This window comes from Streptomyces sp. NPDC110618, assembly GCF_055657065.1.
Genome location: NZ_JBVKBN010000040.1, coordinates 1 through 24,070, shown reverse-complemented (window position 1 = coordinate 24,070; position 24,070 = coordinate 1). Strand labels below are relative to the sequence as shown.

Annotated in this window: 19 protein-coding genes; 7 read left to right on the top strand and 12 right to left on the bottom strand. The window is 69.7% G+C overall.

The features are described 5' to 3' along the window. Nucleotides 1–312 precede the first annotated feature (312 nt). Entirely contained in the window at nt 313–2,325 is a 2,013-nt protein-coding gene (locus tag ACZ7L7_RS36595) for a glycosyl hydrolase (RefSeq protein WP_472077981.1), read from the top strand. A 227-nt stretch (nt 2,326–2,552) separates the two neighbouring features. On the opposite strand, the gene ACZ7L7_RS36590 is transcribed toward ACZ7L7_RS36595, so the two are convergent. The 3 genes from ACZ7L7_RS36590 to ACZ7L7_RS36580 all read right to left on the bottom strand — a co-directional run bounded on the left by ACZ7L7_RS36590 (nt 2,553) and on the right by ACZ7L7_RS36580 (nt 5,790). Then, nucleotides 2,553–3,410, bottom strand: a complete 858-nt coding sequence (locus ACZ7L7_RS36590; protein ID WP_453598610.1) for a carbohydrate ABC transporter permease — start codon at nt 3,408–3,410, stop codon at nt 2,553–2,555. Continuing rightward, the gene (locus ACZ7L7_RS36585) at nt 3,407–4,381 is read right to left on the bottom strand and encodes a carbohydrate ABC transporter permease (RefSeq protein ID WP_453598613.1); all 975 of its coding nucleotides are present in this window, start codon (nt 4,379–4,381) and stop codon (nt 3,407–3,409) included. Before ACZ7L7_RS36585 ends, ACZ7L7_RS36590 begins: the two co-directional genes overlap by 4 nt. 83 nt (nt 4,382–4,464) lie before the next feature. Continuing rightward, entirely contained in the window at nt 4,465–5,790 is a 1,326-nt protein-coding gene (locus ACZ7L7_RS36580) for an ABC transporter substrate-binding protein (RefSeq protein WP_285514531.1), read from the bottom strand. A 271-nt stretch (nt 5,791–6,061) separates the two neighbouring features. Here ACZ7L7_RS36580 and ACZ7L7_RS36575 point away from each other — a divergent pair, with 271 nt between their 5' ends. Further along, nucleotides 6,062–8,491, top strand: coding sequence for a glycoside hydrolase family 2 protein (locus ACZ7L7_RS36575; protein ID WP_472077980.1), 2,430 nt, complete (start codon nt 6,062–6,064; stop codon nt 8,489–8,491). After that, entirely contained in the window at nt 8,488–9,516 is a 1,029-nt protein-coding gene (locus ACZ7L7_RS36570) for a LacI family DNA-binding transcriptional regulator (protein WP_453598620.1), read from the top strand. The genes ACZ7L7_RS36575 and ACZ7L7_RS36570 overlap by 4 nt, the downstream gene beginning before the upstream one ends. 69 nt (nt 9,517–9,585) lie before the next feature. Here ACZ7L7_RS36570 and ACZ7L7_RS36565 read toward each other — a convergent pair whose 3' ends face one another. Together ACZ7L7_RS36565 and manA are read right to left on the bottom strand one after the other, a co-directional pair. Further along, the gene (locus tag ACZ7L7_RS36565) at nt 9,586–10,542 is read right to left on the bottom strand and encodes an ROK family protein (protein ID WP_472077979.1); all 957 of its coding nucleotides are present in this window, start codon (nt 10,540–10,542) and stop codon (nt 9,586–9,588) included. Nucleotides 10,543–10,607: 65 nt separating this feature from the next. Next, the gene (gene manA / locus ACZ7L7_RS36560; RefSeq protein ID WP_471593445.1) at nt 10,608–11,813 is read right to left on the bottom strand and encodes a mannose-6-phosphate isomerase, class I; all 1,206 of its coding nucleotides are present in this window, start codon (nt 11,811–11,813) and stop codon (nt 10,608–10,610) included. Nucleotides 11,814–12,242: 429 nt separating this feature from the next. On the opposite strand from manA, the gene ACZ7L7_RS36555 reads away from it, so the two are divergent. Continuing rightward, nucleotides 12,243–13,544, top strand: a complete 1,302-nt coding sequence (locus tag ACZ7L7_RS36555) for a cellulase family glycosylhydrolase (RefSeq protein WP_352230227.1) — start codon at nt 12,243–12,245, stop codon at nt 13,542–13,544. 91 nt (nt 13,545–13,635) lie between these two features. Here ACZ7L7_RS36555 and ACZ7L7_RS36550 read toward each other — a convergent pair whose 3' ends face one another. Genes ACZ7L7_RS36550 through ACZ7L7_RS36530 form a run of 5 tightly spaced genes read right to left on the bottom strand, consistent with a single transcriptional unit; the run spans nt 13,636 to nt 17,827 of the window. Beyond that, nucleotides 13,636–14,667, bottom strand: coding sequence for a DMT family transporter (locus ACZ7L7_RS36550; RefSeq protein WP_285514636.1), 1,032 nt, complete (start codon nt 14,665–14,667; stop codon nt 13,636–13,638). A gap of 23 nt (nt 14,668–14,690) precedes the next feature. Beyond that, a complete protein-coding gene (locus tag ACZ7L7_RS36545) occupies nt 14,691–15,296 on the bottom strand; it encodes a TetR/AcrR family transcriptional regulator (RefSeq protein WP_285514526.1) in 606 nt (201 codons plus the stop codon). Nucleotides 15,297–15,321: 25 nt separating this feature from the next. Beyond that, the gene (locus ACZ7L7_RS36540; RefSeq protein ID WP_453598628.1) at nt 15,322–16,110 is read right to left on the bottom strand and encodes an MBL fold metallo-hydrolase; all 789 of its coding nucleotides are present in this window, start codon (nt 16,108–16,110) and stop codon (nt 15,322–15,324) included. Between the two features lie 7 nt (nt 16,111–16,117). Continuing rightward, a complete protein-coding gene (locus tag ACZ7L7_RS36535) occupies nt 16,118–16,693 on the bottom strand; it encodes an ester cyclase (protein ID WP_453598631.1) in 576 nt (191 codons plus the stop codon). 18 nt (nt 16,694–16,711) lie between these two features. Further along, nucleotides 16,712–17,827, bottom strand: a complete 1,116-nt coding sequence (locus ACZ7L7_RS36530; protein WP_471431264.1) for an MBL fold metallo-hydrolase — start codon at nt 17,825–17,827, stop codon at nt 16,712–16,714. 97 nt (nt 17,828–17,924) lie between these two features. Here ACZ7L7_RS36530 and ACZ7L7_RS36525 point away from each other — a divergent pair, with 97 nt between their 5' ends. After that, nucleotides 17,925–18,623, top strand: a complete 699-nt coding sequence (locus tag ACZ7L7_RS36525) for a TetR/AcrR family transcriptional regulator (RefSeq protein ID WP_285514522.1) — start codon at nt 17,925–17,927, stop codon at nt 18,621–18,623. 19 nt (nt 18,624–18,642) lie between these two features. Here the strand turns inward: ACZ7L7_RS36525 and ACZ7L7_RS36520 are convergent, their stop codons facing one another. Next, nucleotides 18,643–19,584, bottom strand: coding sequence for an ion transporter (locus tag ACZ7L7_RS36520; RefSeq protein WP_453598854.1), 942 nt, complete (start codon nt 19,582–19,584; stop codon nt 18,643–18,645). A 190-nt stretch (nt 19,585–19,774) separates the two neighbouring features. Between ACZ7L7_RS36520 and ACZ7L7_RS36515 the strand changes: the two genes are divergently transcribed. Continuing rightward, a complete protein-coding gene (locus ACZ7L7_RS36515) occupies nt 19,775–19,999 on the top strand; it encodes a twin-arginine translocase TatA/TatE family subunit (RefSeq protein WP_285514521.1) in 225 nt (74 codons plus the stop codon). 87 nt (nt 20,000–20,086) lie between these two features. Here ACZ7L7_RS36515 and fusA read toward each other — a convergent pair whose 3' ends face one another. Next, nucleotides 20,087–22,156, bottom strand: a complete 2,070-nt coding sequence (fusA, locus tag ACZ7L7_RS36510) for an elongation factor G (protein WP_453598638.1) — start codon at nt 22,154–22,156, stop codon at nt 20,087–20,089. Nucleotides 22,157–22,606: 450 nt separating this feature from the next. Here fusA and ACZ7L7_RS36505 point away from each other — a divergent pair, with 450 nt between their 5' ends. After that, on the top strand, nt 22,607–23,782 hold the full coding sequence (locus ACZ7L7_RS36505) for a UDP-N-acetylglucosamine--N-acetylmuramyl-(pentapeptide) pyrophosphoryl-undecaprenol N-acetylglucosamine transferase (RefSeq protein WP_453598641.1): 1,176 nt from the start codon (nt 22,607–22,609) through the stop codon (nt 23,780–23,782). Nucleotides 23,783–24,070: the final 288 nt, after the last annotated feature.

Below are 24,070 nucleotides of genomic sequence, written 5' to 3'. Positions count from 1 at the left end.
CTCATCACCAATTCCGCGACTCCCTGTCTGCCGGTAACCGGTTAAGCGCATCACCAAGACAAGGTCATACGTTGACCCCAAGCACCCGAAGAAGATCCATCGAACCTCTTTGAGCTGCTCAGACTTTAGCCATCCAGCCTCACGGACGACTACGTCGGAGGCCGGAATGCAAACCTCACAAGCGCACCTCCCGCGACTAATTCACTAAACCGGTTACTTAACTTTCGCAGCAGCATGGACAACGCTGTCGTGATCCAGCAAAGTCGGCAGCACTTCCCCGTGGCGAGAGCCGACCCCTTCCTAGGAGACGCCATGCACAGACCTGCCGTGAACCGCCGTTCGTTCGTCCTCCTCGGCGCCACAGCCGCCGTGGCGAGCGCCGGTATACCCATGGCCTCGGCAGCGCCCCGCTCCACCGCTTCGGCCGGCGCGCCGATGCCGGTCAGGATCGTCGACGACAAGGCGACGAGCGCCACGCGCGCACTGTTCGCCTTCCTGATGCGGCAGCAGGGCAAGGGTGCTCTCTTCGGCCACCAGCACGCCCTGTCCTACGGGTTCACGTTCCCCACGCAGGACGGCGAGTCGTCCGACACCAAGGCCGCCGTGGGCGACCACCCGGCACTGTTCGGCTGGGACACCCTCGTCCTCGACGGCGACGAACGCCCCGGCAGCAAGGAGCAGACCGAGGCGGAGAACATCGCCGCGCTGACCCGGTGCTTCCAGCAGGCGGACGCCCTGGGCGGCATCAACACGCTCAGTGCGCACATGCCGAACTTCGTCACGGGCGAGGACTTCTACGACACCTCCGGACGCGTCGTCTCGCAGATCCTGCCGGGCGGCGCCAAGCACGCCCAGTACAACGCCTTCCTCGACCGCGTCGCCAAGGCCGTCAAGGGCGCGCGGCGCAAGGACGGCACACTGATCCCGGTCATCTTCCGCCCCTTCCACGAGAACAACGGCGGCTGGTTCTGGTGGGGCGCCGGGCACACCACCTCGGCGGAGTACATCGAGATCTTCCGCTACACCGTCGAGTACCTGCGCGACACCAGGCGCGTGCGCAACCTGCTCTACTCCTACTCCCCCAACTCCAGCTTCGGCGGCGACGCCTCGGGCTACCTGAAGACCTACCCCGGCGACGGTTACGTCGATGTCCTCGGCTACGACGCCTACGACAACTCCGCGGGCTCGGAAGCCTGGATGGAGGGCCTGGTCAAGGATCTGGCGATGGTGGTGCGGCTGGCGGAGGAGAAGGGGAAGGTCCCGGCCTACACCGAGTTCGGCGAGAGCGGGGAGGAGGGGCGCAACCCTCGGTGGTTCACCGAGCTGCTGGGCGCCATCAAGGCCGACCCGGTTGCCCGCCGGGTGACGTACATGCAGACGTGGGCCAACTTCGGCGGCGATGCCCGGCAGTACGTGCCGGTTCCGGGCCACGCGCTGCACGCGGACTTCGTCCAGTACGCCAAGGACCCGTACACCGTCTTCGCCCGTGATCTGCGGGGCGTGTACACCGCGCGCACCAGGGCCCTGCCCAACACCCCCTTTCTGCACCTGGTGACTCCTACCGACCGGCAGCGTCTGACGAGCTCCGAGACCACGGTCCGTGTGCGGGTGACCCATGCGACGCCGAGCCGTGTCACGTACGCGGTGAACGGCGGGCGCGCCCGGCGGCTGCGCCTGGACGCGGACGGGTTCCACTCCGGACGCTGGAAGATCGACCCCGCCTGGCTGGACAACCGTTCCGTGACCCTCTCGGTGGACGCCCGGGTGCACGGCAGGACGCTCACCGACTCCGCCCTGGTCCTCCTCGGCGAGGTCGCCCCGCTGCCGCCCGGCTGGATCGACGACTTCGAGGGGTACGCCGGCGACGACACCACGCTCAGCGAGGCCTACAGCCACATCAACGCCAACACCACCGCCCTCTCCTCCGACCACAAGGCCTCGGGCTCCTACGGGCTGGCGTACACCTACGACTTCAGCAGTGCCGGGTACACCGGCATCGGCAAGTCGGTCGACGCCGACTGGACCGCGTTCTCGTCACTGGCGCTGTGGCTCCAGGGCGACGGTTCGGGCAACGGCGCGACACTCCAAGTCGTGGCCGGTGGCGTCTACTTCGAGTACAACGTGCCCCTGTCCGAGACGAGCGGCCGCGAAATCAAGGCGCCCTTCAGCGAGTTCGCACCGGCGCCCTGGGACACCGCACACGCCGGGCACGTACTCGACGCCGCGCATCTCGCGGACGTGACGGCGTTCAACCTGTACCTCGGGCACGGCAGCGGGGCCGCGGTCACGGGAGTTGCGTACGTGGACGACATCAGGGCCGAGTGACCCTCCTGGTCCGTGACCGATCGCCCTCCGCTCTCCCGCCCCCTCGCGCTTCTGCGAGGGGGCGGGAGCTGTTGCGTCACGCCATCGACACCCCTTCTCCTGCGGATGCGGAGCCGCATGCTGACACCCGTCGGGCCGGCCCGGCCACTGGATGGTGTCCGCCGACGCCAAAGGAGGAGGGAGGACCGGCATTGCCGGTCCTCCCTCCTCCGTCGAACTGCGTCCCGCTACTTGCTCGCCCCCTGGGCGAAGCCGTTGTAGATGTACCGCTGCAGGAACAGGAAGACGAGCAGCGTGGGGACGATGACCAGGATGGCCCCGGCCGAGATCGTCTCCCAGTGCGCGCCGTAGGGGCCCTTGAACCGGAACAGGGCGGTGGACATCGTGCCGAGGTCCTCGGAGGGCATGTACAGGAACGGGATGTAGAAGTCGTTGTACGTGGTGATGCCCTTGATGATGACCACGGTCGCGATGGCCGGCTTCAGCATCGGGAAGATGATTTTCCGGTAGACGGTGAAGGCGTTCGCGCCGTCCAGGCGGGCCGCCTCGTCGACCGAGATCGGGATACCGCGGATGAACTGCAGGAAGATGTAGATGGACACGATGTCAGTGCCCATGTACAGCAGGATCGGCGCCCAGCGGGTGTCGAAGAGGCCGAAGCTGTTGACCACCTGGAAGGTCGCGACCTGGGTGGTGACGCCGGGGACCAGCGTGGCAACCAGGAACAGCGCCATGATCAGCTTCTTGAAGCGGAACTCGAAGCGGTCGATCGCGTACGCCGTCATCGAACCGATGATCACGGTGCCGGTGATGGAGAACAGCAGGATGAACGCCGTGTTCCCGAAGGCGGTGAGCATGTGGCCGTCGGAGAAGGCGGTCACGTAGTTGTCGAAGTTCAGCCAGTTGTCGGGCAGGGCCAGCGCGTCCTTGCCCCCGGCGACCTCCTCCGATGTCTTCAGCGAGGTCAGGAAGACCACGCTGAGCGGGACCAGGACGACCAGGGATGCCGCGATGAGGACCAGGTAGGTCAGCGGGGTGGCGATGCCCAGGCGCCGGCGGGGCCTGGGGGGTGCGGTCAAGGTCATACGATGTCCACCCTCTCGTCGGGCACGAGACGGCGCTGGATCCAGGTGATCAGCAGGATGATCGCCAGCAGCACCACGGCGCAGGCCGAGGCGAGGCCCGTCTTGTTGAACTGGAAGGCCAGCTTCACGGTCTGGATGACGAAGGTCGATGTCCCGGTCGCACCGCCCGTCATGATGTACGGGATCTCGAAGACGGACAGCGAGCCGGAGATCGCCAGGATGACGCTGAGGCTGAGCACCGGCCGGATGCCCGGCGCGATGATGTGCCGGAACTGCTGCCAGCGGCTCGCGCCGTCGAGCTGGGCGGCTTCGTAGAGCTCGCCGGGGATCGACTGGATGGCGCCGAGGAAGAGCACGAAGTTCAGACCGGTGAACCTCCAGACGGAGACTCCGGCCAGCGAGGTGTTCGCGGACTCCGGGTCGCCCAGCCAGGCGTGGTCGGTGTGCACGCCGACCAGGGACAGCACCGAGTCGAGTGTGCCGCCGTCCTGGAAGAAGTACAGGAAGACGAAGCCGATCGCGACGCCGTTGATCAGGTACGGGAAGAAGAGGATGCCCTTGAAGACGTTCCGGAAGCGCAGGTTGAAGCTGAGCACGGTGGCGAAGTACAGGGCGATCGCGATCTGCACGACGGACGCGGCGAGGTAGTACAGGCTCACCGCGAAGACCCGGAACATGTCCGAGCGGGTGAAGACGTCGGTGTAGTTCTCCCCGCCCACGTAGCTGCGGTCGGGGCTGACGCCGTCCCAGTCGGTGAAGCTGTAGTAGATCATGTTGCCCACCGGGACGTAGGTGAACGTCACCAGGAGGGCGAGGGGGGCCAGCAGGAAGAGCCAGGGGGTCAGACGCCGCAGCGGCAGGTCACGCCAGGAGCGTCCGCCCGGCGCTTTCCGGCGGGCGCGGTGTCTTGTCGTGCGGTCCTGTTTCGTGATCGGCACGGGCGGTGAGGTGGTGGATACGGTTCGGGACATGGGGGCCAGGGCCTTTCGTCATCCGCTGATCGGCGGTGCGCGCCGGGTCCCGGCCGGGGGCCGGGACCCGGGCACCCGGCACGTCAGGAGCCGGCGTTCTGCCTGGCCTCGGACCAGCGCTTGTTCAGTTCGTCGAAGTAGCCCTGCAGCGAGCCGTCCTGCGCGCCGCGGGCGATGTCGATGAGCTTCTGGCGGTAGTCCGGCTTGTTCAGGCCGATCTCCGCGGCGTCGTCGATGGCGTTGACCTCGGCGGTCTTGTCCTCAGAACGTTCCACCATCTTGACATCGTTGTCAACGTAGTCCTTGAGCGTGGACGGCAGCGGAGCCGACCGCAGCACCGAGACCGCGCCCTCCTTCTCGGAGTAGCCGGACTCCTCGGTGAACCAGTCGATCCAGGCCCGGGCGGCCTCCTTGTTGTCGGAGTGGATGTTCACGGCCTGCTGGTAGTCGGAGACGAGCGTGGCGCAGAACTTGCCGTTGGTCTGCGCGGGCACCGGCATGAAGCCGATGTCGTCGGGGTTGGTCCCGGCGTCCTCGGCGGCGGCCCGCATCTGGTTGATGGCCCAGGAGCCGAGCATCATGCTGCCGACCTCACCCTTGGCCAGGAGTGTCTTGGAGCTCTCCCAGTTCGTGGTGCTCGGGTCCTTCTCGGTCAGCTTCTGGTCGACCATGTCGTGCAGGAGCTTGTCGAGCGTGTTGAGGTCGCTGCCCTTGGCCCAGGGCGCGTCCGAGGCCGACAGGGTGTCGAGCGCCTTGCTGTTGCAGCTGACGGTGCCCACGCCGTTGGTCCACTGGCCGCTCAGGGGCCAGGCGTCCTTGAAGTTGGTGTAGTACGGGGTGGCGCCGGTCCTGTCCTTGACGGTCCTGAGGTCGGCGAGGAACTCCTCCGGCGTGGTCGGCCAGTCCGTGATGCCGGCCTTCTTCCACACGGCCTTGTTGTAGACGAATCCGCTGGCGGTGCCGAAGGTGCCGATCCCGTAGACCTTGCCGTCCACCTCCGTCTTGCCGGTGAACAGGTACTTCGAGCTCATCGTCGACGCCTCGCCGAGCGGCGCGAAGAACTTCGGGTAGTCGCCCTTGGAGACCGCGCCGGGGATGAGGAGGACGTCACCGTAGTTCTCGGTGTTCATCCGGATCTTGACCTCACCCTCGTAGTCGGTGATGGCCTCGAACTTCACCTTCACCTTGGGGTAGGTCTTGTTGAACTCCGCCGCGTACTTCTTCATCGTGCCGTCCTGCACGAGGTCCGTACGGTTGGTCAGCACCGTGATGCTGCCGGACGCGCTCTTCGGGTTCAGCGGCGCGACCGCGGACTCATCAGGGTTCGGCGTGCCGCCCCCGCTGCACGCCGTGGTGACCGTCAGCACCGCGGTGGCCAGCATCGCGGCACTCAGCGTTCTTGTTCCCATACGCCCCACTCCTCCAAGGATTACGGCTCGGGCTTCGTCAGTTGCCGGGGACTATGCCAGCCCGTTAGTGAACCGGTAAAGCTCCTCGCACATCCGCGATACTTAATCGTTACATGCGCTAGCGGGCATTTTCAGGCACACCCTCTCTACCTGCATGTTTGTGTCGGAGCCCAAGAAACGGAAGGGGACTAGACCGGTTCATACAATCGGCGTTAGGTTGACTCGGTCGTCACACGCACGACGCCACGTGTTCTGCCAAGAGGAGCCGCACATGAAGGAAGTCGTCCAGCTCGCCGAGGGGTGGAGCCTCGGGTACGACGGCAGCGCTCTGCCGGCCCGGGTGCCCGGCTGCGTCCACACCGACCTGCTCGCGGCCGGGGAGATCGAGGACCCGTTCCTCGGCCTGAACGAGCACGACGTGGCCTGGGTGGGCAAACGCGCGTGGACCTACAGCCGGCACATCGACGCCTCCGACACCTCCGCGCAGCGCTACGAACGCACCGACCTGGTCTTCGAGGGGCTCGACACCGCCGCGGTGATCACACTGGGCGACCGCGAGCTGGGCCGGACCCGCAACATGCACCGCACCTACCGGTTCGACGTCACCGGGCGCCACGGCGGACTGCACGTGGAGTTCGCCTCGGCCTACGACGAGGCCGAAACCGTACGCGCGATGGTCGGGGACCGGCCCAATGTCTATCCCGAGCCCTTCCAGTACATCCGAAAGATGGCGTGCAGTTTCGGCTGGGACTGGGGCCCGACCCTGGTGACGGCGGGCATCTGGCGTCCGGTCCGCCTGGAGCGCTGGTCCACCGCGCGGCTGGCACAGGTGCGTCCCCTGGTGACCGTCGTGGACGGCGAGGGTCGCGTCGAGGTGCAGGTGGAGATCGAGCGGACCGAGCAGGGCGCCGGGCGCCGGCTGTACGTCCAGGCGTCCGTGGGCGGGGCGCGGATCGGCAGCGCTGTCGACGGCGACCGGGCCACGCTCACCCTGCGGGTCCCGGATGTCGAGCTGTGGTGGCCCCGCGGCTACGGCGACCAGCCGCTCTACGACCTGGAGGTGACCCTCGGCGAGGACGCCGACGGTGCCGGGGAGCGGACGCTGGACTGGTGGCACCGGCGCGTGGGCTTCCGTACCGTCGGGATCGACCGGTCGGCCGACGAGCGCGGCACCGGCTTCACCCTCGTCCTCAACGGCGTGCGGATCTTCGCCCGCGGCGTCAACTGGATCCCCGACGACGTCTTCCCGTCCCGCGTCACCCACGAGCGCTACCGGACACGGCTGACCCAGGCGGTCGACGCCAACGTCGACCTGGTGCGGATCTGGGGCGGCGGCATCTACGAGGACCACGCCTTCTACGACATCTGCGACGAGCTGGGCCTGATGGTCTGGCAGGACTTCCTCTTCGCCTGCGCCGCCTACCCCGAGGAACAGCCCCTGCGCGGGGAGATCGAGGCCGAGGCGCGCGACAACGTTGTCCGGCTCATGCCCCACCCCTCCCTGATCCTCTGGAACGGCAACAACGAGAACCTGTGGGGCTTCCGGGACTGGGACTGGGAGCCCGAGCTCGCCGGGGACTCCTGGGGCGAGGGCTACTACCTCGGGGTGCTGCCGCGCGTGGTGGCGGAGCTGGACCCGACCCGCCCGTACACCGCGGGCAGTCCCTGGTCCGGCTCCTGGGACCACCACCCCAACGACCCCGGCCACGGCACGTACCACTCCTGGGAGGTGTGGAACCGGCAGGACTACGCCGAGTACCGGGCGAACGTCCCGCGCTTCGTCGCCGAGTTCGGCTGGCAGGGTCCGCCCGCCATGGCCACGCTGCGCCGGGCGCTGCCCGGTGAGCGGCTCGCCCCCGACTCCCCCGGCATGCTCCACCACCAGAAGGCGGAGGACGGCAACGGCAAGCTCAACCGCGGGGTGGCCCGGCACTTCCCGCTGCCCGAGGACGACTTCGACCGCTGGCACTACCTCACCCAGCTCGTCCAGGCCCGGGCCGTCGCGGCGGGCATCGAGCACTGGCGCAGTCACTGGCCCGAGTGCGCGGGCACGGTGGTGTGGCAGCTCAACGACTGCTGGCCGGTGAGCTCCTGGGCCGCCGTCGACGGCGACGGCCGCCTCAAGCCGCTCCACCACGAACTGCGCCGGGTCTACGCCGACCGCCTCGTCACCCTCCAGCCGGGCACCGACGGCCCGATTCTGGCGGTCGTCAACCAGACGGCCCAGCCGTGGCAGGCCTCGGTGACCCTGCGCCGCGTCCAGGCGGACGGGGCCGTGCTGGCGGACGAGGTGGTCGACCTGACCGTGGGCGCGTACGCCGTGCACCGGCAGCCGGTCCCGCAGGAACTGGTGCCGGACGCGGCATCCGGCAAGGAGTTCCTGGTCGCGGACGAGGGGGACCTGCGGGCGGTGCACTTCCCCGTGACCGACAAGGACTTCGGCTACCCCGTCCCGGACTACGACGTCACGGTGGCGTCCGTGCCCGGCGCTGATGACGGTAGTCTCGACGTTGTGGTCACAGCACACACTCTTGTTCGGGACCTCCTGCTCCAGCCCGACCGGCTCGGTCCGGAGGCCGTCTGCGACAGCGGGCTGCGCACGCTCCTGCCCGGCGAGCGAGCCGTCCTCAAGGTCAAGGGAGCCAAGGAGACCGGTGCCAACGCCGTACGCGCGGCCCTGTTCTGTGTGGAACCGGCGTGAGCGCACCGACCGAGCGGATCACCATCAAGGACGTCGCCGCGGCCGCCGGCGTCTCCAAAGGGGCAGTCTCCCTCGCCTTCAACAACAAGCCGGGCGTTTCCGAGGCCACCCGCGAGCGGATCTTCGCGGTGGCCCGGGAGCTGGGCTGGGCGCCGAACTCCTCGGCGCGCAGCCTGTCCCGGCAGGCCGTCGACACCATAGGTCTCGCCATTTGCCGCCCCGCCCGGCTGCTGGGCCTTGAGCCCTTCTACATGGAGTTCATCTCCGGCATCGAGAGCGTGCTGGCCGAGCGCGACTGCTCGCTGCTGCTGCGCCTGGTCGGCTCCGTGGAGGAGGAGATCCAGCTGCAGGAGCGCTGGTGGCGGGAGCGGCAGATAGGCGGCTCGATCCTGGTCGACCTGCGCAAGGACGACCCGCGCATCGCGCCCCTGCGCACGTCCGGTCTGCCCGCCGTCGCCGTCGGGCACCCGAGCCTGACGGGCGGGTTCCCGTCGGTGTGGACCGACGACGCCACCGCGGTCGGCGAGGCGGTGCGCTATCTGGCGGCCCTGGGCCACCGGCGCATCGCACGCGTCGGCGGCCCCACGGGGCTCGGGCACAGCGCGATCCGTACCGAGGCCTTCGAAGCGGTGATGGCCGAGCTGGGTCTGGGCCCCGGTGTGCACGTGGAGACCGGCTTCTCCGGCGAGGAGGGCGCGCGGGCGACCCGTTCGCTGCTGCTGTCGTCGAACCGGCCCACAGCCATCGTGTACGACAACGACATCATGGCGGTCGCGGGGCTCGGCGTGGCCACCGAGATGGGCGTCTCCATCCCGGACGAACTGTCCCTACTGGCTTGGGACGACTCCCAGTTGTGCCGGCTCACCCACCCGACGCTGTCGGCGATGAGCCATGACGTGCATTCGTTCGGCGCCCAGGTGACCCGGGTGCTGTTCGATGTCATCGCGGGCCAGGAGGCCGTGTCCCAGCCCGCGGCGCTGCCGCAGTTGGTGCCCCGGGGGTCGACCGCGCCGCCTCGTTCCTGAGGTGCCGAGCGGTGAGGGGCCGTGGCTGACGCGCCACGGCCCCCTTTCGCATTCGTCGGTCGGGGCCCGTCAACCTGACACGTACACGGAGCCCTGCTCGGTCGTGCGGGCCCGGGCGGCGGCCGCCGCGCCGACGAGCCCGGCGTCCCGCGCCAGTGCGGCGGGCCGCACCGTCACGTCGCGGGCGAAATCGAGGACCGCGAACGAACGCAGGTGCCGCCGCAGAGGCGTGAACAGCACGTCTCCGGCCTGGGCCACTCCCCCGCCGATCACGGCCACCTCGATCTCCAGCAGGGTGGCGCTGCCCGCGATCGCGGCGGCCAGGGCACGGGCGGACCGGTCGTACGCGGCGAGGGCGCGTGCGTCCCCGGCACGCGCGGCCGCCGCCACCGCCGCCGCGGTCGCCGCCTCCCCCTCCCTCGGCACCCATCCGGCCTGCACGGCGTGGCGGGCGATCGCGGTGCCGCTGGCGTAGCTCTCCACGCATCCCCGTGCGCCGCACGCACAGGGCGGGCCGTCCATGGCCACGGAGATGTGCCCGATGTGCCCGGCGTTGCCCGACGGACCGGGATGCAGCTTGCCGTTCAGGACGTAGCCGCCGCCCACTCCGGTGGAGACCACCATGCACAGCGCGTTGGCGACGCCCTGGGCGGCTCCCCGCCACTGTTCCGCGGCGGCCACGGCCACGGCGTCCCCGATCAGTACCGGGTCGATTCCGTCGAAGAGCATCGGGTGGGCTCGTACGCACTCGACCAGGGGAAACGCCCGCCAAGCCGGTATGTTCACCGGGCTGACCGTGCCGTGGGCGGTGTCCACGGGCCCCGCGCTGGCGATGCCCACACCGCGAACGGTGCCCCAGGCCGGATGGGCGCCGAGGCGGTCGATCACCGCGTCGACGGTCCCGGTCAGCCGGGAGACCGACTCACGGGCCGGGGTGGGCAGTTCCGCCCGGGTCAGGATGGCGCCCGCGTCGTCGATCAGCGCTCCCGCGATCTTCGTGCCGCCGATGTCGAGTGCTGCGTACACCTGTCTGCTCTCTTCTCTGGTCTGTGTGTTCCTGTCCGAGGGGGTGCCGATGTGCGACAACGTTGTCACAAGTGCGCTTGGAAGCCGGTACCGGCCACGAAGAGGACACCGGCCCCCTCCACGGTGATGCCGCGGTCCGAGTCGGGCAGAAAGCAGGAGGCACCGGCCCGCAGACTGAGGACTTCCCCGCCGGATCCGCGCAGCAGGGCCTCACCGGCCGCACACAGGGCCACGCGCGGCCCGGCCGGCGGCAGCAGGGGGACCGCTTCGGCGGTGACGGCCGTACGGAACAGGGCGAATTCCTCGGCCGGGCAGTCGAAGACCTCGGTCCGCGGATTCCCGTCGACGGTCCGGGGCTTCACCACGGGAACCCGGACCGTCGGGTCGGCGATCCTGAGCAGCTCCAAAACGTTCACCGCCTTCGAAGTCAGGCCCGCGCGCAATACGTTGTCCGAGGCGGCCATGACTTCGACGCCGAACCCCCGGACGTAGGCGTGGAGTCCGCCTGCGGGCATGTACAGCGCCTGTCCCATGTCGACGACCTGATGCCGCATCAGCAGGGAGGCCACCAGTCCGAGATCGCCGGGGTGGTGCTCGGCCATGCGGACCACGGCACCGTATGCGTCCGCGTACGCGCCGGGCTCGTCCGCCTTCACGGCGCAGGCGTCCACCACCGCGGCCACGAAGGCCCCTTGGCGGTCGGCGGGCCACTCCAGCAGGGTCCGCAGTGCGCGCGTGAGCGCGGAGTCGTCGGTGCCGGCCGTCAGCAGTGCCGCGACGGGGGCAAGGTCGGCCAGGCCGAGTCCGTCGAGGACGGCCGCGGCTTCCTCACGCGCCCGGAATCCGGCGAGGACCTCGAACGGGCTCAGCGCACAGAGGAGTTCCGGCTTGGGCCAGTCGTCGGCGTAGGGGCCGTCCGAACCGCCCTCGCCCGCCTGGGACTTGTACGCGGCCTCCGCCTGCCTGCGGTCGGGGTGCACCTGGATCGACAGGGGCTGCTCGGCCGCGAGCACCTTGAGCAGGAAGGGAAGGCGGGAGCCGAAGCGCGCGACGCATTCGGCACCGAGTTCGCGTTCCGGAGCCTCGCTCACCACGTCCGTGAGCGTGCGCGTCCGCCCGTCCCGGACGAGGACCGACGGTCCTGCGGGATGCGCCCCCATCCACAGCTCCGCCTCCGGTCCCGGGGAGGGCGAGACGCGCCCTTGCAGGCGGGCCAGGGCTTCGCGGGAACCCCAGGCGTAGGGCTTGATGATCGGTTGCAGTAGATCCACGCGGTTACGTTAACGGTGGATGGATGGTTTACCGATCGAGGGCAGCTCCCGTTATTAAACCGGTATAGATCCATGGCATCCAATGAACCCCTCCAAGCACACTCCACGCTTCACCGAGAACGGCAGAGACCCGCAAAGTAGGGGAACTTGAGCGATGCAGGCAAGGACTTCGACGCGCACGGAATCGGTTTAGCAAATTTTAGCTCGTGCCCTCCCTGTGCATCGCGCGTAGAAATGAAACATGATTGTCGCGCCTATTGACATGACCGAAACATTCAGTGCTCTCATAAGGACGTCGGCGCGCCCCTTTGCAGCCCCGGCCTGATCCCCCATCAGACACACCTGTCCCCTGCCTCATTACAGGTGGGACAACGTTGTCAGAGCCGTGCGCCGGGTGCGCAATCCGTTTGATGTTCCCCAGGGAGTGACATGAGAAGTCAACGCAGAAGTCCGCTGCGCGGAAGGCCGTTCCGCTACTCCGTCGCCGCGGGTCTGACCGCTGTGCTCGGCCTGTTGCTGTCCTTGCTCGGCAGCGCGTCCGGTGAGGCCGAGGCCGCCGCGACCGGCCTGCGGGTCAGTAACGGCCGTCTGTACGAGGCGAACGGCAACGAGTTCGTGATGCGGGGCGTCAACCACGCGCACGCCTGGTACCCGCAGGAGACCGACTCGATCGCGGACATCGCCGCGAAGGGGGCGAACACCGTCCGCATCGTGCTGAGCAGCGGTGACCGCTGGACCAGGACCACGGCGTCCGAGGTGTCGTCGCTGATCGGCCAGTGCAAGGCGAGCAAGGTCATCTGTGTGCTGGAGGTGCACGACACCACCGGCTACGGCGAGGACTCGGCGGCGGCCTCGCTCGACCAGGCGGCGAACTACTGGGTCGGTATCAAGAGCGTGCTCTCCGGCCAGGAGGACTACGTCATCGTCAACATCGGCAACGAGCCCTACGGCAACAGCGGTTACAGTGCCTGGACCAGCGCCACCAAGGGCGCCATCGTCAAGCTGCGCAACGCCGGCATCAACAACGCGCTGATGGTCGACGCCCCCAACTGGGGTCAGGACTGGTCGAACACCATGCGTGACAACGCCTCCTCTGTGTTCGCCGCGGACCCCGACCGCAACACCATCTTCTCCATCCACATGTACGGGGTGTACGACACGGCTTCCGAGGTCCAGAGCTACCTCAACACCTTCCGGAACAACAACCTGCCCATCGTCGTGGGCGAGTTCGGGGACCAGCACAGCGACGGCGACCCCAACGAGGACGCCATCATGTCCACCGCGCAGTCCCTGGGCATCGGCTACCTCGGCTGGTCCTGGAGCGGCAACGGCAGCGGCGTCGAATACCTCGACCTGGTCAACGGCTTCAACCCCAACTCGCTGACGAGCTGGGGCCAGCGGCTCTTCAACGGGGCCAACGGGATCGCCGCCACGTCGCAGCGGGCGACCGTCTACGGCGGCGGGAACAGCGGAGGCGGCAGCGGCACCGCCCCGAACGGTTACCCGTACTGCGCGAGCAGCTCGTCCGACCCCGACGGGGACGGCTGGGGCTGGGAGAACAGCGCCAGCTGCGTCGTCCGCGGAAGCGCCGCCGACGGCGGAAGCGGCAGCGGCACCGCGCCCAACGGCTACCCGTACTGCGCGAGCAGCTCCTCCGACCCCGACGGGGACGGCTGGGGCTGGGAGAACAGCGCCTCCTGCGTCGTACGCGGTGGAGCGGCGGACCACTGAGCCAGGGAGCCGGCCCCGCGTCTGTGGAGCGCGGGGCCGGCTCCTCCGCCGCCTGCTCGGTCAGGCACCGGCGCAACGGTGTCCGTGCCGATCAGGGCCGGAGCTGCGTCCCAGCGTCGCGGGACAACGGGCCGGTGTCACTTCGGCGTCGTCGCTCGATGCACTGACTTCCAGCCAGGCCATCCAGCCCGTCCAGTGGAGCTCGGGTGTCCCGCTCGGTGACGTCCGGCCCCACGGGCCGTGTTGGGCGGCGCGTCGGCATGGTGAGCACGGCGAGGCAGGCGACGACCAGGCCGATGCCTGCCCATCCCACGAGGGGCAGGCGTTCGCCGACGACCAGGACCGCGAGGACGGCCGCGACCGCGGGCTCCAGCAGGGTCAGGGTCGTCGCCGTGCTCGCGGGGACGTGTGCCAGGCCCCAGCCGAAGAGGACGTAGCCGAGGAACATGGGCACCAGGGCCATGTACGCGGCCACGGCCGCGTTGGACCAGGAGGCGAGCAGAGGGGTGCCGGTGACCAACAGGACGGGCAGGAGCAGCAGGCCACCCAGTCCGAAGACGGTGCCCATCGCGGCGCGTGAGGTGATGCCGCGGGTGATGAGTCGGTGTGCCGCCCAGGAGTACAGGGCGTAGGTGAGTCCGGCCACCAGGCCGAGGGCCACTCCGAGCACTGTCGATCCCGCCGACCCGGTACCCGAGTGCGCGTCGGCAGCTTCCGCCGCGCACAGCAGTACGGTCCCGGACAGGCCCAGCGCTGCGCCGGTCGCCCAGCGGCGGGTGAGGCGTCGGCCGTCGATGACGCGCTCGATCAGGGCCGAGGCGAGTGGGGCCGAGCCGATCGAGACGACCGTGCCGGTGGCGACCCCGGCCAGGTGCATGGAGCTGTAGAACGCCAACGGGTAGGCGCCCACCGACAGTGCGCCCAGCAGGACCACGCCCTTGTGCGCGCGCAGCCGGGGGGCCTCGATGCGGATGCGGCGGGTGGCTGTCAGGGCCTGGAGCAGTCCGCCCAGGCCCATGGCCACGGCCCCGATCGCGAGTGGCCCCACTCCGGGGGCGAAGGTCGCGGCGGTGCCGGTGGTGCCCCACAGCACTGATGCCAGCAGCACGCACATGGCGCCCATGGCCGCAGGACCCGCGGGGCGCGTCACAGTCGGTCCAGCATGTCGGCCGCCATCGCTCGGGCGTGTTCCAGGCGCGTACTCATGCCTTCGAGGCCGGCGCGTGCCATGGCTCCTTCCAGGAGGAAGGACAGGTGCTCCGCCACCGCGCGCGCCTCCTCGGGGCGATCGGGCAGCAGTTGTTCCAGGTGCCCCGCGAGCAGGTCCTCGACCTCTTCCTTGTGGCGACGCACGACCTCGCGGCCCTCGTCGCCCGCGGGCAGTTCGGCAGCCGCGTTCAGCAGGCCGCAGCCGCGGAAGCCGCGCTCGTAGGCGAAGGCGGCGTGGTCGGCGTACGCGTCGAAGACGGCCAGCACGCCGCCGCGGGCGTCCCGCGCGCCCTCCAGTCGTCGCCGGTACAGGCCCAGCCATTCCTCGTGCCGTGCGTCGAGGTAAGCCCTGACCAGGTCGGCCTTGGAGGAGAAGTTGTTGTACAGGCTCATCTTCGCCACGCCCGCCTCGGCGGTGATGGTGTCGATGCCTGTCGCCGCCACGCCGTCCGCGTAGAAGCGCTTGGCCGCGGCGGCGAGCAGTTTCTCGCGTGCGGAACCGCGGCGGCGGGGGCGTGCCGCCGGCGCTCCGGTGTCGCTCATCCGACCTCCCTCGAAATTAGGTAGGTCAGTCTACATAATCTGGCAGCAGTGCAGGATCGTGGGCGTTCACGAGCAGCAGGTCCGGGGGGTTCTCGGCGTGGAGCCGGGTCAGGCGACGGTGGTTGCCTCTGACCTTCGGCCAGTCGGCGGCCACGGCTCGCTCCATCGCGGTCAGGGACTTCGGGGCGTCGCCCGTGCCGTCGATCTGGCCGTGGTGGTAGAAGGCGTCACCGGCGTGGAGAACCCAGTGGGTGCCGGCGTCGACGGCGACGGCGGCGTGGCCCCGGGTGTGGCCGGGCAGGCCGATCATGACGATGCCGGTGGCGATACCGGTGAGTTCCTTGGCGTGGGGGAAGCCCCGCCACGGCTCGCTGCCTTCGAGGGTGTGCGGGACGATCCTGGGGTTGTGGGCGCGCTGGGATGCGAGGTAACGGCCGCGCTCGACAAGCCCCTTGGGGTGCAGGGCCGCGCGGTTCTCGGCGGCGGTGAGGTGGACCTGGGCCCAGGGGAAGTCGGCGAGTCCGCCGGTGTGGTCGGCGTCGCAGTGGGTCAGGACGATGTGGCGGACGTCCTGCGGATCGTGGCCGAGCGCCTTCACCTGGCGGATCGCCGACTCGCTCGGGTCGAAGGCAGGGCGGACGTAGAAGCGTGCCGCTCCGAAGCGTCGTGCCGGGTCGGCGGTGTCCTTGAGTCCGATTCCGCTGTCGATCAGGACGAGGCCGTGGTCGGTCTCGACGAGCAGGACGTGGCAGACGAGTCCGTCCGGTGCCCGCCAGGGGCGCATGGTGCCGCAGTTGAGGTGGTGGACCTTCATCACGGCCTCAACTGCCCAGGTTCGGCGGGGTGGTGTTCAGCAGCCGGGGGTCGGGGCGTGTGCCGGCTGCGGCGAGGGCGCCTTTGAGGACGCGGGCGAGTCTGAGCAGTCCGGTGGGCCTGCGTTTGTCGATGCCCGCCACCAGTTGCTTGAGGACGGTGAGTTGGTCGAAGTAGATGCGTTCGGTGACCAGGTTCTCGTGCTCGTCGAAGATGAAGTACGCCGTCATCCGGGTGCGGTGCCTGGATCCGGTGGGCGGGATCCTGCCGAGGAAGCCCATGTGCGTGCCGAGCAGCCAGAACTCCACGATCACCGCGTCGGTGCTGTGCCTCAGGGCGATGAGTTCGTGGTTCTGGTCGGGGAAGGCTGCTCGGGTGTCCTGGTAGTAGCCGCGGACTTCCGAGTCGCCGTCGTGCACGACCATCGGCGCGATCAGTTCGTAGTGCGGGTGGGGGAAGGTTGAGAGCGTCGCGTCCCAGTCCTGGCGGACCTCGTCCCGGAAGTGGTCGAGCACGAGTCGTTCCCGGGCGCGTAGGACGTTCTCGGCGGGCAGCGTGAACCGGGAGGAGGGTGTGGTGGGCATGTCTGTCTCCTGTGCGTCTCAGGCCGGCTGTGCGCCGTGGCGGATCGCGCCGTGGGTGAAGGTCGGCTTCGTGCCGGGGTTGGTCCAGGCGCCGGTCAGTTCGCTGGAGGGGAAGAACTGCGGGAACCGCGGGTCCGCCTGGCTGCGGTCGGCCAGGGTCTTCTCCAGGACCACCGAGTTGTACTGGTCGGCGGTTGTCTCGATGGTGTTCGCGTTCAGGACGACTTCCTGCTGCCAGGCGCGGGCCCAGGTGGCCAGGCCGGGGAGTGTGGAGTGCCCCGGGACCAGCGCCTCGACGGCGATGACGTTCTCGCTGGACACCCAGATCCCCGTGTCCGTGTTGACGACCAGGGACTGGTTGCCGAAGACATGCCCGGGGGTCTTCATCACCGCCACGCCCGGGCCCAGTAGGACCGTGCCGTTCACCGGCAGGAACGCCTCGGGCGGGACATGCGCGTAGGTACTCGGCTGATACCAGGGCCTCTGCAAGGGGTGCAGGTCGGCCATCGCGGCCAGTTCGTCGCGCTGCACGATCACCTTGGCGTGGGGGAACGCCGCCTCGGGGGCCTGTCCGAGGTCGTCCTGGAAGGCGGTCGTGCCCACCCAGCGCCGTAGGTCCTGGGTGTGGAGGTGGTCGAACATCAGGTAGTCCACGTCCGCCGGCTCGATGCCGAGCCGGGCCAGATGGCCGAGCACTGTGCCGTGTTCGGTGACCATCTGCCGCCGCAGTACGCCCGGGGTGCGCCGGGCGAGGCTGTCGAAGTACGGGGTGTACCGGCCCCGTTCGTGGTCGCTCGGCTCGAACAGCAGCACCCGCTTGCGGCCGTCGGACTCGGTCCAGCGGATGACCAGCATCCGGTTGGTGATCGACAGGAAGGGTGCCAGTGCCTTCGAGGCACGGAACAACCCGAACCGCGTCGGGTAGGGCAGCGTCACGAGGTCGCAGGTCACGACGCTGTCCGGGGTGCCCGTCGAGGCGAACTCGGCGCGGAAGGCAGCGGCCTGCCGCCGGGCGGCCCGCAGCCGCGCTCCGGGCGGCTCCTCGGAGCGGGTCAGGTCGGTCACCGCGTCGACCGGTGTGCCCACCGTGGGGAGATCGGTCACCTCGGCAGTGGTCCAGGGGAAGTGCGTCATCGTCACCCCTCGCAAGATTTACCCACGGCGTGGGTATCTGGCGAGCCACTATATCCACGGCGTGGGTTTCATCAATCCGTCCGGCACAATGAGCCGCATGACTCGATCAGTGGACTCCCCCGCCGGAGCCCGGCGCGGCAGACCCCCCAAGGGCTCCTCGCAGCTCTCCAGGGACGCGATCGTCGACGCCACTCTCAAGGTCGTCGACGCCGAGGGGGTGGGCGCGGTCAGCATGCGCTCCGTTGCGCGAGTCCTCGGTGTCGACGCCAAGAGCCTTTACAACCACGTCGACGGCAAGGACGGTCTCCTCGACGCCCTCGCCGAGCATCTGCTGGGCGGTGTGGCCGTCCCCGCGCCGACCGGCGACCCGCGCATCGACCTGCCCGCGATCGCCGACGCCTTCCGCGAACGCGCGCTCCTCCATCCCGAGGCCGCGCCCCTCGTCCTGACCCGTCAGCTCGCGTCCTTCGAAGGTCTCGCACCGGTCGAAGCGCTCCTGGGCGTACTGCGGTCGGCGGGGTGCCCGGTCGAGGAATCCGTTCACCTGGTGCGCTTTCTCGTGGCCACGCTGATCGGCACGCTGCTCCGGGAGGTTCAGGCAGGCCCCACTTTCGGCATCTCGGACGGGGACGGCATCGCCGCGCGGCAGCGGATGCTGGAGGGCTCGGGCCTTCCCCACCTCGCTGAAGCGGCCCCGCATCTCGCCCGGTTCGACCGCGAGGCGGAGTACCGCTACACCGTCCAGGCCGCTACGGCACTGGTACTGGAGCGGGTCCGGGCGGCCGTACCGCGGTAGGGCAAGGTCGCGTTCCCGCTCAGGATGTCGGCGGCCTTCCTGCCGGGCCCCTGCCGGACGTCGTGAGGCCCTGGATGAGGCCTTGGGTGAGGTCGCCTTCGAGGTCGCGTTCGAGGTCGTCCAAGGCCCGGCGGGCGGTGGCGATGCGTTCGAGCAGCAGGTGGCGTTCTCCGGGCCCGGCAGGCGGACGCGGTCCCGGCGGCTCCTCGCGCTCCATGTCCCGCGCCTCGTCGAGGGAGGTCAGCACGACTCCGATCAGGACGTTGACCAGGACGAAGGAGGCCAGCAGGACGTAGGAGGCGTAGTAGAGCAGGCTCCAGCGGGAGATCTCCATGCCCGCGTGGACCGCGTCGCCGATGCCGTCCAGGGTCACCAGGAGGAAGAGGGTGAGTGCCGCGCGGCCGAGGGAGCCGTAGTGCTCGGGGTCGCTGCGGCCGAAGAAGACCCAGCCGAGCATCGCGTACATGTACAGCAGCAGGGCGCCGACGAGCAGGAAGCTGAGCGTCCCGGGCAGGCTGCGGCCCACCGCGACGAGGACGACGCGGAGTTGGGGCAGGAAGCGGGCGGTGCGCAGGACGCGGGCCAGGCGCAGCAGCCGGAGGACGGTGGTGTTCTCGCGTACGAGGGGCAGGAAGGCGCACAGGACCACGGCGAGGTCGAAGAGGTTCCACGGCGACTTGAAGAAGTCCCGGGGGCGGTCGGCGTGGGCTGCCAGGCGCAGGAGGATCTCGACGGTGAAGGCGGCGAGGCAGGTGTGTTCGGCAAGGCGTAACCAGCGGCGCCAGTCGTCGGCCAGTCCGGTGTAGGTCTCCACGCCCAGCAGGGCGGCGTTGGCCAGGATGACAGCGATGACGGACAGCGCGAACCAGCGGGCCTCGGTGACGGAGCGGCAGCGGCGGGCCAGGTTCCGGCGGGTGGAGAGGGCCGTCGCTTCGGCCCTCGGATCATGGTGGTCCGGCATCGTGCTGTACTTCTGTTCCTTCAACGCGCTGCGGATCCCGTCGCGGCCAACGAGGCCGGAATGCGGGGTTGTTGGGTGATCACACCCCAGGGGATACTTCTACAGCATTGTAGATTGCGGCTCGTCGCCGGTTCGCCGGAAGTCGGTCGCCGTCCGCCACCGGACGCCTTTACCGGAAGAGAGCAGCATAGTGTTCGGCTTGAGCGAGCTGGCCGTGGTCCTCGTCGTCATCATCGTGGTCGTGGGCATCAAGAAGCTGCCCGAGCTGACGCGCTCGGCGGGCAAGGCCGCGCGGATCCTCAAGAGCGAGGCCAAGGCGATGAAGACGGACGGCCCCTCCGAAGCGCCAGTGGACGAGGGGCGGGTCGTAAGGGGCGTGGTTGTCGAGCGGGACGATCGCTCCCCTCAGTCGTGAGCACTGCGCACACGTGCGGCCCCGGACGAGGAGTCCGGGGCCGCACGCGGCCTTTCCCGAGGGCCGGGACCTCGGGTCGTCGGCGTGCTACCGGGTGCCCACCGCTCCCGCCGCCAGGCCCTGCGGAACCTCCGCGTAGCCCGCCGGGCGGGTGGTGAACGTGCCCCGGCCCTGGGTGCGCCCGCGCAGGCGGGTGGCGTAGCCGAACAGTTCGGCCAGCGGCACCGTGGCGGTCACGACCGCTGTGGTGCCGCGCATCACCGACGCCGACACCCGTCCGCGGCGCGCCGCGAGGTCGCCCAGGACCGTGCCCACGCAGTCCTCGGGCGCGGTCACCGTCACCTCGGCCACCGGCTCCAGGAGCCGCAGTTCGCAGGCTCGCAAGGCTTCGCGCAATCCGAGCCGGCCGGCGGCGCGGAACGCCAGTTCCGAGGAGTCCTTGACGTGCGTGGACCCGTCGGTGAGCGTGACCCGCACACCGGTCACCGGATGACCGCCCAGCGGCCCCTCCGCCAGCGCGTCCCGGCACCCGGCCTCGACCGCGCGCACGAAGTCCCGCGGAACACGGCCGCCGACCACGGTCGAGGCGAACGCGAAGCCGTCGCCCTCGGCCAGCGGCTCGACATCGAGCACCACGTGGGCGAACTGCCCGGCGCCGCCGTCCTGTTTGACGTGCCGGTACACCAGCCCCGTGACCCCGCGGACCACGGTCTCCCGGTACGACACCTGCGGGCGGCCCACCGAGACCTCCAGGCCCCGCTCGCGGCGCAGTCGCTCCACGGCCACCTCCAGGTGCAGTTCGCCCAGGCCCGACAGCAGGGTCTGGCCGGTCTCCGGATCGGTACGCACGACCAGCGAGGGGTCCTCGTCCGCGAGGCGGGCGAGGGCCGAGGCCAGCCGTTCGGTGTCCTTGCCGAGGCGTGCCTCGACGGCCATGGACACCACGGGGTCGGCGGTGCTGGGCGCCTCCAGCACGAGCGGCGCCGAGGGCGCGCACAGCGTCGTACCGGCGCGCGCGGACTTCGGACCGATCACGGCGACGATGTCCCCGGCCATGGCCACGGACGTCTCCGTGTGCCGGTCCGCCTGCACGCGCAGGATGCGGCCGACGCGTTCGGTGCGCCCGACACCCATGTCCAGCACGGTGTCCCCCTTGGTCAGTACGCCCGAATAGATCCGGAGGAACGTCATCCGTCCGGTCGGCGCCGCGTGCACCTTGAACGCCAGCGCGACCAGCGGTGCCGCCGGATCCGCGGCCCGTTCCTGCTCGGTTCCGTCGAGCGTGCCGCGTACGGGCGGCACGTCCGCCGGTGAGGGCAGGTACGCCACCACGGCGTCGAGCAACGGCTCGATGCCACGGTCGCGGTACGCCGAACCGCACAGCACGACCACGGCCTCGCCCGCGACGGTCACCTCGCGCAGTGCCGTGCGCAGGGTCGCCTCCGAGACGGTGCCGTCGGCGCAGTACTCCTCCAGCGCCCCCGGGTGCAGTTCGGCGACGGCCTCGTCCAGCGCCCGGCGACGCCGCAGCGCCTCGTCGCGCAACGCCTCGGGCACCGGGCGTTCCTCGTACGTGCCGGTGTCGCCCGGCCACACCACGGCCCGCATCCGGACCAGGTCGACGACGCCCGTGAACCGCTCCTCGCTGCCGATCGGCAGCTGGACGACCAGGGGTGTGGCGCCCAGGCGTTCACGGAGGGACGCGACCACCGTGTCCAGGTCGGCGCCCGCGCGGTCCATCTTGTTGACGAACGCCAGCCGCGCGACCCCGTGCCGGTCGGCCTCCCGCCACACCGCCTCGCTCTGCGGTTCCACACCGGCGACGGCGTCGAACACCGCGACCGCGCCGTCGAGGACGCGCAGCGAACGCGTCACCTCGTCGGCGAAGTCGACGTGGCCCGGGGTGTCGATGAGGTTGATCCGGTGTCCGTCCCAGTCGCAGCTGACGGCCGCGGCGAAGATGGTGATGCCCCGGTCGCGTTCCTGGGAGTCGAAGTCGGTGACGGTGGTGCCCTCGTGCACCTCGCCCCGCTTGTGGACGGCTCCGGTCAGGAACAGGATCCGCTCCGTCACGGTGGTCTTGCCCGCGTCCACGTGGGCGAGGATGCCGAGGTTGCGAACGGTCCGGAGAGCGCGGGGTGTTGTGTCAATACGCACGGCCTTGAGGCCCTTCTACGTGAGTCGTGTCGTGAGTGGTGAAGGCGGCGCGATGGGGCGGACGAGAGCCGTGTGACGCGTCCCGCGGCGAGCCGGGCACGGCCGGCTGTCGGGGCGGGACAGGACTCAGTGACGGTCTACGACCGGGATCTCCAGTGCCGGGCGCGCAGCGGGCACCGGACTCACGAAGACACGAGGATCACGTCGAACCGTGCCCAGGGGGTGGCAACAGCGGTGGCGGTACGCACTGTTGGCCTCCCCTCAAGTCTGAACTCGGAACACGTAGGGCGCGCTGCGGCCACTCGGGGCCGGGCGCATGTCGAGAGTGTAGAGATCGGGACGGTAGCGGGCACGACATTTTCCGCCTCCCCGTCCACATGCCCCTTCTCAACTGCCCCCGGAGGGCCCGGGTTTGCAGGGAGCCGGGCTCTGGCCAGTAATGTGCGCCGGGTGAGGAACGAACCCAGGCACCCCGGCACCTTCCGTCTCGTCGTCACGGGAGGAGGCACCGGCGGGCATACGTACCCGGCGCTCACCGCGATCCGCACGCTGCAGAACCGGCTGGCGGTCGAGGGCAGGAGTGTCGATGTGCTGTGGATCGGTACGGCCGAGGGCCTGGAGGCGCGGGTCGCGCGCGCCGAGGGGCTCCCGTTCGCGACCGTGGCCACGGGGAAGATCCGCCGGTCGAGCAACCCGCTGAAGATGATGTCGGCGGCGAACATGCGGGACATGGCACGTGTGCCGCTCGGTGTGGCGCAGGCGCGGAAGCTGATCGCGGACTTCCGGCCGGACGTGGTCCTCGCCACGGGCGGCTATGTCGCGGTCCCCGCAGGCCTGGCCGCGCGGATGTGCCGACGCCCGCTGGTGCTGCACGAACAGACGGTCCGCCTGGGCCTGGCGAACCGGAAGCTGGCCGGTTCGGCGACACGGATCGCGGTGTCCTCGGAGTCGACGCTGCCTCTCCTCCCGGAGGAGGTGCGCGGTGCCGCGGTGGTCACCGGCAACCCGATCCGCCCGGAGGTGTTGACGGGGCACCCGGACAAGGCCGTCCAGGCCCTGGGTCTGCACGGCTTCGACCGACGGCTGCCGACCGTCTACGTCACGGGCGGCGCGCAAGGTGCCCAGCAGATCAACGGGGTTGTCCGCGACTCCCTCTCCTGGCTCCTGGAGGGCGCGAATGTGATCCACCAGTGCGGCCCGGACAACGTCGAGGAGCTGCGGCGCTACGCGACGGCCCTGCCCGCCGGTCTCGCCGCCCGGTACTACCTCACCGGCTTCGTCGGCCCGGAGCTGCCGGATGTCCTGGCCCTGGCGGACATCGTCGTGTCGCGCAGCGGCGCCGGAACCCTCGCCGAACTGACGGCCCTCGGCAAGCCCGCCGTCTTCATCCCGCTCGCCACATCCGCGGGCAACGAACAGGCGCACAACGCAAGCCACTTGGAGGAGGCCGGGGCTGCCGTCGCCCTGCTGGGCGATGTCACAGCCGACCGGCTCCGGGCGGCTGTGGGCCCGCTGCTGGCCGATCCGTCGCGGCGTGAGGCCATGGCCCGGTGCGCGCGGGCGCTGGGCAGGCCGGACGCGGCGGACAGGCTGGTGGATGTGGTGCTGTCCGCCGTGTCGGGGTGACGGGCGACCGGTCGGGAGAAGAGCGATCGGTGGGTGGCTATCAGCGGCTCGTGCAACGGCTGGAGGCGAGGCCGGCCTCCGCTGACGGCGCTGACGCACGTCAACTGGAGCGCTGGGCCGATGAGATGGGCGACGTGCTGGAGTCCGGGTACCTCAGGCAGGCCGATGCCGAGCGGGTGATCGGTCGGCTCGTTCAGTGGGCTCTACGTTCTTGATCGGGTTGATCGAGCCATTCGTAGGGTTGGGTCGCCCAGGGGTGCTGGGTGTGGCTATCAGTGGGCTGCCATC